Source organism: Kaistella yonginensis (assembly GCF_030409525.1).
Lineage (GTDB): Bacteria > Bacteroidota > Bacteroidia > Flavobacteriales > Weeksellaceae > Kaistella > Kaistella yonginensis.
Window position 1 is genome coordinate 1 of the sequence record NZ_JAUFQB010000058.1, and the last position, 16,328, is coordinate 16,328.

15 protein-coding genes are annotated in these 16,328 nt (G+C 40.3%); 2 read left to right on the forward strand and 13 right to left on the reverse strand.

Annotated features, from left to right (window positions below):
* Window positions 1-285 precede the first annotated feature (285 nt).
* The 13 genes from QWY78_RS11855 to QWY78_RS11915 all read right to left on the reverse strand — a co-directional run bounded on the left by QWY78_RS11855 (window position 286) and on the right by QWY78_RS11915 (window position 13,646).
* Window positions 286-1,134: an ABC transporter permease gene (locus QWY78_RS11855; protein ID WP_290220070.1), complete on the reverse strand. Its 849-nt coding sequence runs from the start codon at window positions 1,132-1,134 to the stop codon at window positions 286-288.
* A 100-nt stretch (window positions 1,135-1,234) separates the two neighbouring features.
* Window positions 1,235-3,553: a GumC family protein gene (locus QWY78_RS11860; protein WP_290220072.1), complete on the reverse strand. Its 2,319-nt coding sequence runs from the start codon at window positions 3,551-3,553 to the stop codon at window positions 1,235-1,237.
* Window positions 3,554-3,558: 5 nt separating this feature from the next.
* Window positions 3,559-4,362, reverse strand: a complete 804-nt coding sequence (locus tag QWY78_RS11865; protein WP_290220075.1) for a polysaccharide biosynthesis/export family protein — start codon at window positions 4,360-4,362, stop codon at window positions 3,559-3,561.
* A gap of 69 nt (window positions 4,363-4,431) precedes the next feature.
* The gene (locus QWY78_RS11870) at window positions 4,432-5,073 is read right to left on the reverse strand and encodes an outer membrane beta-barrel protein (protein ID WP_290220077.1); all 642 of its coding nucleotides are present in this window, start codon (window positions 5,071-5,073) and stop codon (window positions 4,432-4,434) included.
* A gap of 205 nt (window positions 5,074-5,278) precedes the next feature.
* Window positions 5,279-5,752 carry a regulatory protein RecX gene (locus tag QWY78_RS11875; RefSeq protein WP_290220079.1) on the reverse strand — a complete coding sequence of 158 codons (474 nt, stop codon included), beginning with the start codon at window positions 5,750-5,752 and terminating at the stop codon, window positions 5,279-5,281.
* Between the two features lie 145 nt (window positions 5,753-5,897).
* The gene (gene glyA / locus QWY78_RS11880; RefSeq protein ID WP_290220081.1) at window positions 5,898-7,163 is read right to left on the reverse strand and encodes a serine hydroxymethyltransferase; all 1,266 of its coding nucleotides are present in this window, start codon (window positions 7,161-7,163) and stop codon (window positions 5,898-5,900) included.
* 201 nt (window positions 7,164-7,364) lie between these two features.
* Window positions 7,365-9,029, reverse strand: coding sequence for an apolipoprotein N-acyltransferase (gene lnt / locus QWY78_RS11885; RefSeq protein WP_290220083.1), 1,665 nt, complete (start codon window positions 9,027-9,029; stop codon window positions 7,365-7,367).
* A gap of 178 nt (window positions 9,030-9,207) precedes the next feature.
* Window positions 9,208-9,561 carry a dihydroneopterin aldolase gene (gene folB, locus QWY78_RS11890; protein ID WP_290220085.1) on the reverse strand — a complete coding sequence of 118 codons (354 nt, stop codon included), beginning with the start codon at window positions 9,559-9,561 and terminating at the stop codon, window positions 9,208-9,210.
* Entirely contained in the window at window positions 9,558-9,995 is a 438-nt protein-coding gene (locus tag QWY78_RS11895) for a hypothetical protein (RefSeq protein ID WP_290220086.1), read from the reverse strand. The genes folB and QWY78_RS11895 overlap by 4 nt, the downstream gene beginning before the upstream one ends.
* 308 nt (window positions 9,996-10,303) lie before the next feature.
* Entirely contained in the window at window positions 10,304-11,323 is a 1,020-nt protein-coding gene (gene nadA, locus QWY78_RS11900) for a quinolinate synthase NadA (protein WP_290220088.1), read from the reverse strand.
* Window positions 11,324-11,325: 2 nt separating this feature from the next.
* On the reverse strand, window positions 11,326-12,057 hold the full coding sequence (locus tag QWY78_RS11905) for an NAD(P)-binding domain-containing protein (protein ID WP_290220090.1): 732 nt from the start codon (window positions 12,055-12,057) through the stop codon (window positions 11,326-11,328).
* On the reverse strand, window positions 12,054-12,617 hold the full coding sequence (gmk, locus tag QWY78_RS11910; RefSeq protein WP_290220092.1) for a guanylate kinase: 564 nt from the start codon (window positions 12,615-12,617) through the stop codon (window positions 12,054-12,056). Before gmk ends, QWY78_RS11905 begins: the two co-directional genes overlap by 4 nt.
* Window positions 12,618-12,788: 171 nt before the next feature.
* Window positions 12,789-13,646, reverse strand: coding sequence for a YicC/YloC family endoribonuclease (locus QWY78_RS11915; RefSeq protein WP_290220093.1), 858 nt, complete (start codon window positions 13,644-13,646; stop codon window positions 12,789-12,791).
* Window positions 13,647-13,992: 346 nt separating this feature from the next.
* Here QWY78_RS11915 and QWY78_RS11920 point away from each other — a divergent pair, with 346 nt between their 5' ends.
* Both QWY78_RS11920 and QWY78_RS11925 read left to right on the forward strand, forming a co-directional pair.
* The gene (locus QWY78_RS11920; RefSeq protein ID WP_290220094.1) at window positions 13,993-15,066 is read left to right on the forward strand and encodes a PASTA domain-containing protein; all 1,074 of its coding nucleotides are present in this window, start codon (window positions 13,993-13,995) and stop codon (window positions 15,064-15,066) included.
* A 159-nt stretch (window positions 15,067-15,225) separates the two neighbouring features.
* Window positions 15,226-16,191, forward strand: a complete 966-nt coding sequence (locus QWY78_RS11925) for an RluA family pseudouridine synthase (RefSeq protein WP_435389070.1) — start codon at window positions 15,226-15,228, stop codon at window positions 16,189-16,191.
* Window positions 16,192-16,328: the final 137 nt, after the last annotated feature.

Consider the following 16,328-nt stretch of genomic DNA (forward strand, 5'->3'; position numbering starts at 1 on the left):
TTAACGCAAATAGCTCCTAAGTCAATGCTATAGTTTCGATGGGTGGCACTTGTTGCCTGCAGCTTAGCTGCTGCGGGAGTCTGTAGGAAATTGTTTGTAAAGAGCTCCTAAGTGGGTTTTTAATGAAGTGAGATGGTGGATTTATTTTTTGTGTAAATAGAATGGGATTGCTTCGTTTCGCTGCGCTGCTCTCGCAATGCCGATTTTTGAGGGAGATTGTTTCATTTTGCTGCGCTGCGCTCGCAATGAGGATTGGTGAGCGGGAGATCTTGGCTCTACCCTCTCCTAAACCGTATCCATAAAACTCTTTTCTACTTTGTTGAAAATCACAGTGCCGATGATGAGTATGAAGGTGATGAAGATGCTGCTCCAGACAATACTCATGAAATCAAAACTGCCGGAACCCAAAAAGGCGTAGCGGAAGCATTCAAAAATGGAGGAGAGCGGATTCATATAGACCAGAAACCGAAACTTCTCGGGTAAGGCCGAAATGGGATAAACAACGGGCGTGATGTACATAAACAACTGAACACCAAAGGTTAAAAGAAAAGTAAGGTCTTTGTATTTGGTGGTTAGTGACGAGAAAATCATGCCCATGCCCAGCGCAAACATCGCCATTAACACCATTAAAACAGGGGTGAACAAGATCCAAATATTGGGCTGAACTTCATTGGTAAAAATAACGAAATACAAAAGTACTGCCGCGAAAATCGCGAACTGTACGGCAAACTTCATGAGGGAAGAGGCTACAATCGACAACGGCATAATGAGGCGCGGAAAATAGACCTTGCCAAACATTCCGGCATTGGCTGTAAAAACATTGGAGGTTTTGGTTAAACTCTCTGAGAAGTAATTCCAGACCGTAATTCCGGAGAGGTAAAATAATACCTGTGGTACCCCATCCGTAGACAGTTTGGCAATATTCCCAAAGAGGATGATGTAAATCGCCGTGGTCAATAAAGGCTGCACTATAAACCAGAGCGGCCCTAAAATGGTTTGCTTGTAAAAGGTGATAAAGTCTTTTTTGACCAGCATCAATAATAAATCCCGATAGGCCCAAACTTCTTTGAGGTTCAGCGAAAAGACCGATTGCTTGGAATGGATAAAATACGTGGGTTGGGTTTCTTTTGACATGGTTATTATTGTGAACTTCTGAAAGCGCAAACCGGTGAACCATTGGCTACTGGTGTAAGCGCTTTTTTGCTACTTCATTTCTGGATTGCTGCTTGCCTGCTTAGAAAAACCTCTTCCACCAAACGGGTTTTTCATGATGGGTGTAGGAGTAATAGCCGTAGCCATATTTTTTTCCGTAGCGGGTGTTTTCGGCTTTCACACTGTTGAGGATGAAGGCCATATTCTGGATCATATTTTCTTTTCGGAAGCCGGTGGCAAAATCAACCATTTCTTTCTCGGTAAAATCTGATTTTACGACGTAGAGCACCACATCTGAATTTTCGACCAGGTGCAGGGTATCACTCACCAGCATCACTGGCGCGGAATCTAAAACAATATAATCATATTTGGTTTTCAGATAGGCGATCATCTCATCAAATTTCGCCATGTCTAATAAATCATTCGGGTTGGGTGCGATCTGACCACTAAACAAGACATCGAGTTGCTCATTAATACCAGATTTAATAATGAACCGATCGGGAACGGTATCATTGGAGACCAAATAATCGGTGAGTCCTACATTTTCACCCTTTATAAAACGGTGCAGTTGTGGATTTCTAATATCGGCCCCGATGATAATCACCGAGCTTTGCCCGGCTAAAGTCAGCGCAGTATTCATGGAAATCGTGGTTTTACCTTCACCTTTTACCGAAGAGGTAATGAGAATGGTCGCCCCATTGCCGACGCTTTTTGCTTTGAGTAAAAACTTAAGGTTGGAGCCTAAAATTCGGAACGACTCTGCAAAGACCGAAAAATCATTGGGATTCACCATGGGGTTATCATCGGTATTCACAGGGATTTCTGCGATGACAGAGGCATCTGGTGAATGGGCAATAATATGTTGTTTGGTGTGAACCTTGGTGTCTAAAACCTGAATTCCCATGAACAAAAGCAAAGGGAGTACGAAGCCCACCACGAGCGATCCATAAATGATTTGCTGATAATTGGGCTTTACAATTCCGGTGGTAAAAGCGGGATTTACAATTTTTGCCTTGGGTGCAGTCACCGCCAGGGTGATGGCGTTTTCTTCTCTTTTCTGTAACAAATAAAGATACAATTGCTCTTTCAGGGTTTGCTGCCGATCAATGCTGCGAAAAACTTTCTCTTGCGTGGGGTATTTGTTGATGTCACCTTTGGCGAGGGTCAGTTGGGCATTGGCTTGCCCCAATTGAAGCTGCAAGGTTTCGCGGGCTTCTACCAAGTTTTTGCGAATGAGGCTTTTGAGATTGGCAATCTGCTTATTCATTTCGACGACCGCGGGATTCTCGCCGGTCGCTTGTTTCAGTGCTCTGTTGCGGGTGAGTAAGAGGTTGTTGTATTCCGCAATATTATTTTCTGCGCCTGCTGGCAAGCCCATACCCGTAGGCAAAAGCTGATCACCTGCGCTAGAAGCATAGATGGAATTCACCAAATCCAACTGCATGGACTGGGTGAGTATGGCTTTCGTATTTTCACTCGACTTTTGAAGCGCCTGCGCTGCTTGAGCTTCTAAGTTGGTGATTTGATTGGCTTTTTTAAATTGCTCCTTCTCCCCTTCAATACCTGACAGATCATTGGTAATAATTTCTAAACGGTCATTGATGAATTTTTGCGTGTTTTGGGCTTCTTCGTTTTTATCATTAATCCCATCGATGATATACTGGCTGCTGACTTCATTGAGGATATCTTCTGATTTTTTGGGCACTGGGCCAATAACAGAAAGTTCCATTAAAAGTCCTTTGTTCTCAGGAAGCGAGACATTGATGCTTCCCTCTAAGTTATTGACCACCATTTTGGTATTTCTAAAAACAACTTTGAGGGGACTTGAAAGAACCACGCCGGGTTTTGCATCGAGTAGAATCGTACCCAGGGAAATCTCTGCGGGCAGGCCAAATCGGTAGATTGTATTGGAATCGGACAAGCGATAAGAATTCTTTCCCACAGGAGTAATAATAAAAGCTGCACTGTTAAAAGTATCCGGTTTGCTTAGTTTTACTATTTTTCCGGTTAGTGGCGAATCTGAGTAAAGTTCTACTTCTTTAATGGTTCCCTGACTGAAGAAGGTGACATCCAGGTTTAAATTCTGAACCACTTTGGTAAGGATGGGTTTTGAGATAATGACGGTGGTTTCACCCTGCAATTCATTGTCTCCACTGACCCCCATTCCCAAATTCTTCAAATCGCTCAACGCAGTAGATTTTCCTTTGGATTCCTGGAGTTTTAAAGAGGTTTTCGTGTAAAATTGCGGTTGGGCATAGCGCAGATAAATTTTGGCAGCGGTGTAAAACAAAAGGAGACTCAGCAAAAACCACGGCCACTTTTTAAGGTATCTTCCAATTTCTTTTTTAATGTTAAGGGGCTTAGCGCGCTGTACGGGCACCGAATTTTCTAAAAGTTCCATTGCCATTATTTTCGGGTTAACGTAAGAATCAGCGTGAGTAATCCTAAACCAACACCACCATATTTAATCCACTTATCCGTGGCAGAATCATTGTTGATGGCCACTTGTTTATTGCGGTCGGGCTCGATATAGAGTATGTCGTTTTGCTGGAGGAAATAATAGGGTGAGTTCACAATAGATGCTTCTGAAAGGTCTAAGGAAATCACTTCATCTTTCCCCGAAGTTTCAGAGGTTCTAATTAATTTAATATTGGTTCTGTTGGCATCGTAGGTTAAATCACCTGCCAATGAGATGGCTTGAAAAATATTTAATTTTTCGCTTGTACTGCTTTTTTGGCCGGGACTTTTGACCTCCCCCAAGACACTGATGCTAAAGTTTGACAAGGTAATGGTAACCATGGGATCGGTTAAATACCTTTTGAGGCGACTTTCTAAATCCTCTTTTAACTGTTGTTTGGTCATTCCCTTGCAATAGATGGATCCCAGGACGGGAAAAACAATACTTCCCTCGGAACCTACGATATATTCACTCGCGGTGGCAGCGGTATTGGTAGCAGTTACTCCGCGACCAGATGCTGCTGTTGCCGCCATGGTAGATCGGTTAAAGGGGCGTACCAGCATTTCATCAAAACCGGTAACTAAAATTTGGAGCTGATCACCTTCCTGAATATGCAAGCCAGCATATTTGGCCTGAGAAACCTCTTGGTCGAAATTATTATTCGAGAAGTAAACGATATTTTTCTTTGGTTTACAAGAAAACAAAAGGAGCAGTGGAATTATTAAAGCAAATACAAGAACGTATTTTTTCATTTTTTTATTTTAAGATTACAAAGATAAAGATAATTAGGGTGGTCGTAATCTTAACCTATTTCCATTTTATTACCACCAGTTTTCATCAAAATAATAATTGAGCCCTAGCGCCAGGAGTCGATTATACGTATTTCTGTTGACGTTGTTTGGATATACTTTACTAAATCCGCGATCGTATCTTAAGAAGGCTTCAAAGTGCTGATTAACTTTTAATCCAGTACCAAAAGAAATTCCGTACCCAAATTTCTTAACTTCATCATCGCCATTATATTTGTAATACGCTAAATCGTAAGCAGGGTTTACCTGGCGTTTTTCTCGCACCAAATATTCGATTCGAGGGCCGGCAAACAAAAATAAGTCTCTTTTCATATTTCCCTGGTGAAAAAACCATTTCATATAGACTTGAAGGGCAACATAATCATGATGAAATTTTTGAACGCCGAAGATTTCTTGTTCTGCTTTCGCTACTTCCCCCTGCATGCTGTATTCGATTTGCGGTGTAATATACAACCATGCCGAATCGAAAACATCATTTTCCACGAGCGACCATTGCGCAAAAGCTCCGAGTGAGCCACCATAAGCTCCTTTGGAAACATCGTGCACGCCCACAATCGAGCCTTTATGGAAATTACCCGTAAGGCCGTATTTGAATTTTTGCCCGTTCACCATGATTAAAAGGAAAACTGCAATAAGTGTATTAATTTTCTTCATATCATTTAACCGATTGTGATGCACTTTATTATGTTAATCGTTGTGCAAATTAATTAAAAATATTTTAATTATACTCATTTTTTTTCAAATCCCTTTTAGAAGTGTACCAAATTATACGATTCAAATTAGAAATCTCTCCAAAAAAACAAATCATTTTGATGGGATGATGAGGTGATGGGTGATGGGATGATGCGGGGAATAGCGATTACTCCCCTCCCAGCGTTTTGATCACTTGGGTGATTTCTTCATATTCGAAACCCTTTGACAATAAATAGGTAATCGTTTTTGATTTTTTCTGATACTCTTGCGCTCCTTTTATTTTTTCGTAATAATTGTGATACAATTTTGTCAAAGTCTTTTGGTAGTCCTCTTCATCAATTTCATTAAAACAAGAGTTGATGAGTTTTTCTGGCACTCCCTTGAATTTTAAATGATTTCGTATTTTATTGCGCCCCCAGGATTTCATATAAAATTTTCCACGGATATAACTGCGGGCAAAACGCTCTTCATTTAAATAATTTTCTTTCATCAAATAAAGTAAGATTTCATCTTTGGCCTCGGGAATCAATAAAAAATCCCGCATTTTCTGCGCTACTTCCTGATGACAGCGATCCTGGTACACGCAGTAATTGACGAGCTTTTGCTTGATTTCCAGAAAAGTGTAGGATTTGTGTTCCACAGTTTTGAATAGGGATTAGGTGGTAGTTGGTTGCAAAAATAACAAAAAATCAAATTCAGGGCCGTGGATTGGGGCAATGAATTTGATTTGTAAGTGATTATAGAAGTGCTTTATCGGTCTTTTATTCGTTCAATAGTTCCTTCGTTTAATAATTAAACAAGGCCTTCCCTTCCATCATTTGGTTTACTTTTTTACGGACTTCAGCAATTTTATGATCATCGTTGATGTTGATGACCACGTCATTAATTAAGCCAGCGAGCACTTCCATATCCTGTTCTTTTAACCCTCTGGTGGTAATGGCAGCAGTCCCAAGCCGTATTCCCGAAGTGGTAAACGCTGATTTATCATCAAATGGAACCATGTTTTTATTACAAGTAATATCTGCTTTTACCAAGGCTTTTTCGGTTTCTTTCCCGTTTACATTTTTATTTCGCAGATCCACCAACATCAGATGGTTATCTGTACCGCCACTCACGATATCAAATCCTAGCGTCATCATGGCTTTTGCCAAAGCGCGGGCATTGGCAACGACTTGTTTCGCGTAGATTTCAAATTTCTGATCAATCGCTTCTGCAAAGGCCACTGCTTTTCCGGCAATTACATGTTCCAGCGGGCCACCCTGAATACCAGGAAAGACAGAACTGTCGATCACCTGACTCATCATTTTGGTTTCTCCTTTTGGAGTTTTATGTCCGTAGGTATTTTCAAAATCTTTACCCATCATAATCAGTCCACCTCTTGGTCCACGCAAGGTTTTATGCGTGGTGGTTGTCACCACATGACAATGTTCGAAAGGAGAACTCAAGAGTCCTTTGGCGATTAAGCCCGCTGGATGGGCGATATCTGCCCATAAAGTGGCTCCTACTTCATCTGCCACCTCACGGAACTTCTGAAAATCTAAATCTCTGGAATAGGCAGAATATCCTGCAATCATCATTTTAGGTTTAACTTCTAAGGCTTTCTGGCGCATGGCTTCGTAGTCGATTAAGCCACTTTCGCGATCAACACCATAGAAATTGGCTTGGTACTGAATACCCGAAAAGTTCACGAAAGACCCATGGGTTAAATGCCCGCCCATTGATAAATCCAAACCTAAAATTTTGTCGCCCGGTTTTAAAATGGAAAGATAAATAGCAGCATTGGCCTGCGAGCCAGAATGTGGCTGCACATTGGCATACGCCACCCCAAATAACTCTTTCGCTCTTTCGATGGCTAAAGTTTCCACCTCATCTACCACTTCGCAACCGCCGTAATATCTGCGGCCAGGATAGCCTTCTGCGTATTTGTTGGTGAGCACACTGCCCACGGCTTTCATCACATTCTCTGAAACAAAATTTTCAGAAGCAATCAGCTCAATGCCATGTGTTTGTCTTTGTCTTTCTTGTTCAATAAGGTCAAAAATTGGATCCATACTTTATGATTGATGTTTTTTTTAAAGAGAAATAATTAGCATTCAAATTTATGTAAATTTTTAAGAAGAAAACGGCTTGCGGGTGAAATTGTTGGGTCGTGTTTGGTGACGGAGTATTGGTGTGATGGAGTGGTTGAATCGTTGCAATTTTCTTAACTGCCTTTCATCAGAATGTACCTAACTCCCTTTCACTGTAATATTCTATGGTCTTTTAATCACAATTTTTTTCATCGGTGCGGCTGGTTTTCTGTTTTGGTATTTTTTAATTAACATATAAACGATTAAAAAGCCCCAGACAAAAAGAGACAAACGGGATAATAAGTCGCCGGCACGGGTGTAAAAAGTCTGATGCTCGTATAAATTGACATTTGCAAACAAGGTTGTTTTGTCGCCGTAAAAAGTGTCGGCTACCACGTCGCCTCGGGCATCAATATGCGCAGAAATACCGCTGTTGGCTGACCGTGCAATTTCCCGGCGGGTTTCTATAGCGCGCATTCTGGCATAAGCCATGAGCTGCTCATGTCCTTGCGTTTCTCCCCACCAAGAGTCATTGGTCATGATCCCCAAAAAATTGGCTCCTTTTTTTACATAATCGGTAACGAATTCGCCGTAAATGCTTTCGTAACAAATAATCGGCGCCATTTTTCCTTGGTTGAAGGGGTTGCTGAACACTTTCCTTTCCTCATCAATGCCAAGAGAAGCAGTAGTCCCACCCAGATTCAACATGGCATCACCGAGCAGTGGTTTCAAAAAAGTCATGTACGGGAAAATCTCGACACCGGGTACGAGTTTTCCTTTGTGGTAGACTTCTATTTTTTGATTGGGAATAATTTGAACGGCCGAATTATAACTGTCTACATATATTCCCTGTGCGGTTTGATAGGCGGTTTTTGATTTCTCCTTTTCATTGGGATAAAAGCGATGAGAAGAAATGCCCGTGGCAAATACTGATTTCGGATGTTGGGTTAAAAATCCTTTGACTTTATTTAAAAGTTCACTTTGCTCGAAACCGGTTTCTGAAATGGAACCAAAGCCAGGCAGTGATGTTTCGGGCCCGAGGTAATAATCGATTTGTCCTTTCGAATTTTCGTCGGCTAAAGTCAGTAAATCATTCAAAATGGTTAAACTGTCTTTTGAATATTTCTCGGTATAAGGATCAAGTTCCGGTTGCAGCATTAACACCTTAACCGAACCTGTTGGTTTTAAATCAAAACGCTGGTATTGCTGAGCGGAAATGAGCATGGGTAAACCAATACCACCCAATAGAATGAGCGTATTGATGATGAGCGGTTTTCTTTTTCGACCCGCTTCCCAGATTCGGAGCGTATAAAACGCGTACACATTGACCAGCAGAATCCAGAAACTTCCGCCGGTAGAACCCAGCGTATCGTACCACTGAATCAGTTGTGGGTAATCTGCGAAGACATTCCCAAGATTTAACCAAGGCCAAGTGAGTTCCCAGCTCAAATGAAGTTTTTCCCAAACCATCCAAATGGCAACGAAAAATACCAGTCCAAAATAGGTTCCCTGCGCGTTTTTGTACCAATGGTAACACTGAAAAACAAAGGCGTAAAAAAGGGAATTAAATAAAACTGGAACTACGACTGCAAATAAAGAATGGGTGCCATCGGGGTTTTTTGCACCGTACAGCCAGCCCGTGGTAACGATATTCCAAATTAAAAAACTTAGGTACGTAAAGCCGAAAATGGCCCAGCCCTTACGTTTGATTTTAGAAAATTTAGAAATATCATGTTCAATGATGAGCAGGGGAACGAGTGCGAAAAATATAAAAAAAGGAATGCCGTAAGTCGGCCAAGAAATACTCAGCAAGACGGCTGAGAGTAAGGACAAGATAATATATTTCATAGAAATTCTGACTTTATTAAAAGGTCAAAGTTAAGGATTTTAGGTCATTTTTTGTAAAGACAAACGGCGCTAATTTTTTCAAATATTTCACAATTTTTTTTTGGTCATAAAAATTCGTGTATTCTTGGCAAATTTATCAGCCACGAATACACGAAATACTTTTTTATCTTTTTTAAAACTACATTTCAATTTCCACACTTACGCCGTGCATTTCGCCCGTCATGGGTGGATTTGTTTTGGTGATTCTGATTTTAATAAAAGTAACCGGTGTAAATTTTAATTTGATCTGTTTTAAAATTCTACCCGCTACGTGCTCCATCAGTTTTGAGGGTGTTTTCATTTCGTGATGAATGATTTCGTTGATTTCAGCGTAGTTGATCGTATCGTTTAAATCATCAGTTCCCACGGCTTTCCAAAGATCGGCATGAATTTCAATGTTTAAGAAATAATACGTTCCTATCAACGTTTCTTCGGGAAGAACACCGTGATAAGCATAGATTTTTAGATTCTCGAATATTATTTTTGAAGTCATTTGTAATCGTAATTTTTTTGAAATATTAGCGCACCGTTTTCAGTTGTTTCTATCGATTTTCGTTTTCCATCTTCATAAAATTCATACGTTTTTATCATCTTATGTTTCTTATCGTGATAAACGATCATTTTTGAGGTTTGGGTTGTATGTGGATAATAGTATACTTGTTTTGAAATAATATTTTCTGGAACCTCTGTAAAATAAGAAATTTCAGAAACTAAAATTCCGTCCGCGAAAATAAATGTTTTTTCTAAACCTTCGTAATAAGGTCCGAAACTTCTCTTTTTACTTACAGCGCCGTTCACTTTCTCACCAGTGTTAAAGTGGGCGACACCATCAATGTATTTAATGTTACTGAAGTCAACCACTTTCTTTTGTTGACCAAAAGAGATACAGAAGAACAGCAGGAGGCCGGAGGCAAATATATATTTCATTAAAAAAATTATTTTTCCATTAGCAATCTTTCCTCTTCTATATTCCAAAATTTAGGTTTCGGTTAAAGCCGATGATTTTTTTTATTAAACGGGCTAAAGTCCGCTCCTATCCATAATTTCCATTACTAATCTCAACCACGCACTTATTCAGAAACGGTCTCACGCAACAGGGATTGCTGGGAAAATCCTTTTTTGTCGGGGAAAAAGCGGTGGCAAATGGAATGGCAAAAAAGATTGCCCAAATGCATTTTAAAACTTTGTCAAAGGAACAAAAACGCTTCTGAAAACTTTGACAAAGTGTATTGCAATTATTTAATCGTCTTACTCAATTCCAGCATCGCTTCAATCGGTTTCAAGGCTTTTAGGCGTAAATCTTCGTCCATGGTGATTTCTGGCAATTCATATTTCATGCAGAGGTAGAGTTTTTCCAGGGTATTTCTTTTCATGTAAAAGCATTCGGAACAGTTACAAGCTTCGTCGAAAACCAAGGCTGGAGTTAGTTTTTTATGTGGAGCGCGCTTTCTCATTTCGTGCAAAATTCCTTCTTCGGTTGCCACGATAAATTCCTGAGCATCATCTTTTTCAACGAAATTAAGAAGTCCAGAAGTGGAACCAACATAATGAGCCAGATTCAAAACTGCCTCTTCACTTTCGGGGTGAGCGATAAGTTTTGCTTGCGGATTTTCTGCTAATTGTTTAGCAATTCTTTCCATAGAAAAAGCTTCGTGAACGATACAGGTTCCGTCCCAAAGAATCATATCTCGTCCAGTTTTTTTCATCAGATAAGCGCCTAAATTTTTATCGGGTGCAAAAATAATCGGACGGTCTTCTGGTAAAGAACGAATGATGGTTTCGGCATTGGAACTGGTGACGATAATATCTGATTCTGCCTTTGTTTCTGCATTGCAATTGATGTAGGTGGCGATTAAAGCGCCGGGATGTTTCGCACGCATGGCGCGTAAACCTTCACCACTGCAACCATCTGCCAAAGAACAACCCGCTTGGGTATCCGGAAGAACTACTTTTTTTGTTGGGTTAAGAATTTTGGCCGCTTCTGCCATAAAGTGAACGCCACAGAAAGCGATCATATCGGCCTCTGTATCTTTGGCTGCGCGCGCTAGCTGCAACGAATCGCCCAAATAATCGGCGATATCCTGAATAGCGGGCGGTTGATAATAGTGCGCTAAAATGACCGCATTTTTTTCTTTCTTCAGGTCGAGAATGGCCTGCACCAAAGCTTCACCTTGTGGAATAACGAGGTCATCTATTTTTAAAAACCCACGGACGGGCAGGTTTGATTTTGCTTTATCTAAATTTTCTGTGCTCATGGTTAAAAATATTTAGGATTGGGATGTATAAATGTATAATTAAAATCTTGAATGAATTTCTGCGAAGAAACAATTCTTTGCTCACTTGCAGAAGCCGGGTCTTTTGTTCCCGGATTTTCTAACTGCAAAACCTCAGCGATGGTGGGATGTTCAGGTGCAACAATGTTATAGGTTTCCGCTTTTATTTCTGATGGAAGCAGTAGCGCGACCGCCGCCAAAATATCTTGGTAATGAATATAGTTGGTTGCTTTTGCGGGGTTTTCTGGAAGTCTGTTTTTAAAAAAATTTTGAAGGGAACGCTCATCGCCCATTAAGCCGCCAAAACGTAGAATATTGGTTTGCGGATATTTATGCCGGATCAAATTTTCAGAACTTGCAATATCGCTCCTTAAATCGGCAGTATGCTCCTCAGAGTACACGCCGCTTTGCGTGGGGTAAATTCCCGTAGAACTGAAAAGCAGGGTTTTCGGAAATTTCTGATTTAAATGATCAAAGCCTTGATGCCAGCTATTTCTAGAAATCGGCATGCTGAAAATGGCCACTTCAACGGCATCTAAGAAATCGAAATTTAGGGTGGTCGAAAAGTCCAGTAAATGAACTTCGGTTGCCACATTCTTTAGCATGGTTAATTTTTCGGTCGAAGTGGTGGTGGCAATAACATGATTCCCTTTGGCGGCTAAAAACTTAGCCAACCGCTCTCCTACCCAACCGCAACCGATGATGGCAATTCTCATAATTCTAAAAAGTGATTTAAAAGATGATCGATTTCCTTTTTGGCCTGTTCCAAAATATCGTTCACCACAATTTGGTCGAATTCATTTTTGAAGGAAATTTCTTCGGTTGCTTTGGCAACGCGGGTGTGTATGGTTTCTAAATCATCTGTTCCCCGGGCGATCAATCTTAATTCTAAGGCGGCAACAGAGGGTGGCATAATGAAAATCGACAAAGCTTTGTCGCCAAAATAATTTTTTAAAGAAATCCCACCTTGAACATCTACATCAAAAATAACCACCTTGCCACTGGCCCAAATGCGGTCGACTTCTGCTTTTAAGGTGCCATAATATTTATCGGTGTATACTTCTTCAAATTCTACAAAAGCCTCTTCCTCAATTTTCTGCCGAAATTCTTCGGGGGTAATGAAATGATAATCAAGTCCGTTTTTTTCTTCCCCTCTGGCTTGTCTGGTGGTACAGGAAATTGAAAACTCCAGTTGTGGAAAATGGTCGAGGCAATGTTTAACCAAAGTTGTTTTGCCACTGCCCGAAGGTGCTGAGAATATGATTACTTTTTGCATTGATTTTTAAATTTTTGAACAGATGGATAGATCACAGACTGATAGAGGATAGAGGATAGATGATAGAACTTAGTCTAAAATTTTGCACCCTCTCTTTTTTTAATCTTTCATCTGTTATCTTTTTGTCTATGATCTCTTTGTCTACGCTCTCTTTGTATATGCTCTTTAAAACTAAAGCACGTTCAACGTTTGTTCCTTTATTTTTTCTAGATCGTCTTTCATCATGACGACGAGTTTTTGGATTTCGGCGTGATTGGCTTTGGAACCTAAGGTGTTGATTTCGCGGCCGATTTCCTGGGAAATAAAACCGAGTTTTTTACCATTGAAGTTTTCAGTAGCCATCACTTCCATATAATATTTTAAATGTTGGGTAAGGCGCACTTTTTCCTCGGCAATATCTAATTTCTCTGTATAATACGCCATTTCCTGATAAAAACGGGTTTCATCGATTTGATCAAATTCGTTGAGTGATTTTCGGTAGCGTTCTTTCACGCCCTCCATTCTAATTTCTTCGTAAGGTTCAACCTGAGTCAGGTAACGTTCTATTTTTTTAATGTTCCGCTCTAGTTCTTGCTGCAGAATCTCTCCTTCTATACGTCGGAAATTCTCGAATTTCGTCAAGGTCTCTTCCAACAATTCGATTAAATATACCCATTCCTCCGTACTGAGTTCATCACTTTTGGATGAAATTGCCTCGGGCATTCGGATTGCCATTTTCAGATATTCAAAGTCAGGACCATCGCCCGCAACTTTCTTTAGTTCGGTCATGTAGGCTTTTACCAGCTCGTGATTGATGTTGACATCATTGGCGTTATTAAGCGATTCTATATTCACATAGCAATCCACCTTTCCGCGTAAAGCCCGGTCATTTAGCAGTTTTCGGATTTCAAATTCTTTTTCTTTATATCTTAATGGAATCTTGATATTGAGATCGAATGATTTGCTGTTGAGGGATTTAATGTCGATGGTGATCTTTTTACCTTCGAAAACTCCTTCGCTTCTCCCGAAGCCGGTCATGGATAAAATCATGTATTTACTTTATCTCACAAAGATAATTATTTAAAAACTTTTAGACTTAAAAAAGAAATGATAAAAAACTCCACAAGGTTTTGATTTATTTACCTGCAGAAGATAGACCAAAAATAAGAGTCCAACATTTAATCAAAACGGAGAAAAAGGTGGATTGCAACAGTGTTAATTTTTATATTTTATTTGAAAATTACCTCTTTTGCGGTTCACCAGGAAAGAATTTTACTTTTAATCCGTTCATTGCATTATAAGATGAACAAATTTGCAGTTTACTCCTGTTTGAATATTTCATCAAATACAGAAAAGATTATTTTATATATTTGCAGTTAATAAAAGATTTAAAAATATGCTTAAATCGCTCTTCCATTGGAAAGTCTGGGTGAATATATTGGTAGCGTCTGCCGTTTTTGTGGGTGCCGTTTGGCTAACATTTCGTTGGTTAGAAATGCATACCAATCACGGAAAGGAAATCGCAGTGCCCAATGTGATGAATAAATCGGTGCACGACGCCATTAAAATTTTAGATGATTCTGGCTTAGGTTACGAAGTAGACAGTTTTAAATTCGATCCGAAATTCAAACCCTTTCAGGTTTTGCAAATTTATCCGTCTCCAGGTTCACGCGTGAAAGATGGCCGTACCATTGTCTTAAAAGTAAATCCTAGAACCTACGCCCAAGTTTCCGTTCCTGATGTTTTAGACCGGTACAAAGGTCTAGCCTTCCGACAGTTAGAACAAGTGGGTTTAAAAGTGGGTGACACCATTTTCGAACCAAGCATTCAGCGCGATGCGGTGTTAAGAATGATTTATAATGGATCCACCCTAAAACCCGGTGCTTTGTTGCCAAGATTTTCAACCATTGATTTGGTGATCGGGGCTGGACCAAAAAGAAATATCAGCGTCCCGAATATGGTAGGACTAACGGTGCAACAAGCCAAATTGATTATTTCTCAAAATTTGTTTGAAATCGGCTTGGTGGAGCATGAAGATGGTGGCGCGGATGACTCCGACATTGTTTATTATCAGGATCCCGCTCCGATGGATGCGCGAGATCAAGGCATGCAAATCGACATTTGGGCCAGTAAAAAAACACCGGCTGAAATGGGTGCAAAAATTTCGCAATTGAATTCTATTTATCGAATCCAAATGAATTACAGCGTACCGGAAAATTACACAAATGAGGAGCCCGTTTATCGTGAAGCTGTACCACAACAGCAAGAAATGCCACCTGCGGAAACTCCTAAACCTGCTGCGCCAAGAACCGAAGTAAAAAAGCCGGAAGCCTCAAAACCGTCGACGGAACAAAAGCCGAAAGCCACAGAGACGAAACCAAAAGCGGCAACATCGCCTGCTGTAGCACCCAAAACGAGTCCAGCAAAAACCGAAGAAAAGCCAAAAGCTAAAAAGGTTATTGTTGAATAGCTTTTTAATCATGATACAATCTAAAGCTTCAACCGAAAAGTTGGAGCTTTATCTTTCAAAAATACAATGACAGAAGACCACGAATACTTCAACGACGAAGAATTAGGGAATCACGAATCCAACGAAACCGAATCAGAGGGACTGTTTGAACATCTTTCGATGACCGTGGATAAAGGTCAGGAATCAATCCGAATCGATAAATTCCTGGTCAATTTCCGACAAAATTCTTCCCGAAATAAAATCTCGCAAACCTGCCGGGCTGGGAATGTGGTGGTAAATGGCTCGCCAGTTAAACAAAATTACCGCGTGAAACCTGGCGATGAAATTTCGGTCTTGCTGACCAAGCCTCCGAGAGAAAACATTATTATTCCACAAGATATTCCCATTAATATCGTTTATGAAGATGAAGATGTAGTGGTTCTAGACAAGGAAGCTGGTATGGTCGTGCATCCGGGACATGGGAATTACGACGGTACCCTGATCAATGCTTTGGCTTTTCATTTTGAAAAAAATGGCGTAAAATCTGATTTAGACCGCGTTGGTCTGGTTCATAGAATTGATAAAGATACCTCGGGACTTTTGGTCGTTGCCAAAAATGAATATGCGTTGAGCTTTCTGGCCAAACAATTTTTTGACCGGCAGACCAAAAGATTATATTGGGCTTTCGTGTGGGGAAATATGGAAGACGAGGCTGGAACCATTCGCGGCAATATCGGCAGACATTTAAAAAACAGAATGCAAATGGCCGTTTTCGAAGACGAAAGTTTTGGTAAACATGCGGTTACTCACTATAAAGTGCTCGAAAGATTTCGATACATTACTTGGGTCGAATGCAAGTTAGAGACGGGCAGAACGCATCAGATTAGGGCGCATTTTAAACATATTGGCCATACCCTCTTTAATGATGAACGGTATGAAGGAAACCAGATTTTAAAAGGAATCAATATGCCGAAATACAAACAGTTCGTGAAGAATGTGTTCGAGATTTTGCCCCGTCATGCACTGCACGCACACACGCTCGGATTTGTTCACCCCACAACCAAGGAAGAAATGTATTTTGAAAGCCCCATGCCTAATGATATGGATGAGGCCCTGAATAAATGGAGAAAATATTTAGAATCTTAACGCCTAATTAAAATTCAGCAAAACTAATTTCTCCAATCCTTGTAGGGTGTAATTTTGGTAAAATTTTTCGATCTTTTGCAGTTTAAAAGAAATTTAGGCAGAATCTTAATTACATAAAACTTTTTTTATATTTGTTG

Bases quoted from the DNA above. Each gene is read 5' to 3' on its own strand.
- lnt (WP_290220083.1), bottom strand. From the start codon at position 9,029: ATGAAATATATTATCTTGTCCTTACTCTCAGCCGTCTTGCTGAGTATT.
- QWY78_RS11855 (WP_290220070.1), bottom strand. From the start codon at position 1,134: ATGTCAAAAGAAACCCAACCCACGTATTTTATCCATTCCAAGCAATCG.
- QWY78_RS11920 (WP_290220094.1), top strand. From the start codon at position 13,993: ATGCTTAAATCGCTCTTCCATTGGAAAGTCTGGGTGAATATATTGGTA.
- QWY78_RS11870 (WP_290220077.1), bottom strand. From the start codon at position 5,073: ATGAAGAAAATTAATACACTTATTGCAGTTTTCCTTTTAATCATGGTG.
- glyA (WP_290220081.1), bottom strand. From the start codon at position 7,163: ATGGATCCAATTTTTGACCTTATTGAACAAGAAAGACAAAGACAAACA.
- QWY78_RS11895 (WP_290220086.1), bottom strand. From the start codon at position 9,995: ATGAAATATATATTTGCCTCCGGCCTCCTGCTGTTCTTCTGTATCTCT.
- QWY78_RS11925 (WP_435389070.1), top strand. From the start codon at position 15,226: ATGACCGTGGATAAAGGTCAGGAATCAATCCGAATCGATAAATTCCTG.
- nadA (WP_290220088.1), bottom strand. From the start codon at position 11,323: ATGAGCACAGAAAATTTAGATAAAGCAAAATCAAACCTGCCCGTCCGT.
- QWY78_RS11915 (WP_290220093.1), bottom strand. From the start codon at position 13,646: ATGATTTTATCCATGACCGGCTTCGGGAGAAGCGAAGGAGTTTTCGAA.
- QWY78_RS11905 (WP_290220090.1), bottom strand. From the start codon at position 12,057: ATGAGAATTGCCATCATCGGTTGCGGTTGGGTAGGAGAGCGGTTGGCT.
- gmk (WP_290220092.1), bottom strand. From the start codon at position 12,617: ATGCAAAAAGTAATCATATTCTCAGCACCTTCGGGCAGTGGCAAAACA.
- folB (WP_290220085.1), bottom strand. From the start codon at position 9,561: ATGACTTCAAAAATAATATTCGAGAATCTAAAAATCTATGCTTATCAC.
- QWY78_RS11860 (WP_290220072.1), bottom strand. From the start codon at position 3,553: ATGGAACTTTTAGAAAATTCGGTGCCCGTACAGCGCGCTAAGCCCCTT.
- QWY78_RS11865 (WP_290220075.1), bottom strand. From the start codon at position 4,362: ATGAAAAAATACGTTCTTGTATTTGCTTTAATAATTCCACTGCTCCTT.